General features: G+C 52.9%; 1 pseudogene. It reads left to right on the forward strand.

Features of this window, described 5'->3' with window-relative positions:
• Window positions 1–66: 66 nt before the first annotated feature.
• Window positions 67–242, forward strand: a pseudogene (locus R0J87_RS23950) (ABC-F family ATPase); the annotation flags it as partial.

Here is a 242-nt window from a genome sequence, read left to right on the forward strand (position 1 = left end):
ATCATGGGGCATAAATAGTTGTGGGAAGTGAAGCAGGAGCGTGACCGCATCTATGCTTTGCCGGAAATGAGTGAGGAAGACGGCTATAAAGTGGCCGATCTGGAAGTTAAATACGGCGAAATGGACGGTTACTCTGCGGAAGCTCGCGCCGGTGAATTGTTGCTTGGCGTGGGAATTCCAGTGGAACAGCACTACGGCCCGATGAGTGAAGTTGCTCCTGGCTGGAAGCTGCGTGTGCTTCT

It is taken from the genome of Halomonas sp. SIMBA_159 (genome assembly GCF_046536035.1).
Taxonomy (GTDB): Bacteria; Pseudomonadota; Gammaproteobacteria; order Pseudomonadales; family Halomonadaceae; genus Vreelandella; species Vreelandella venusta_A.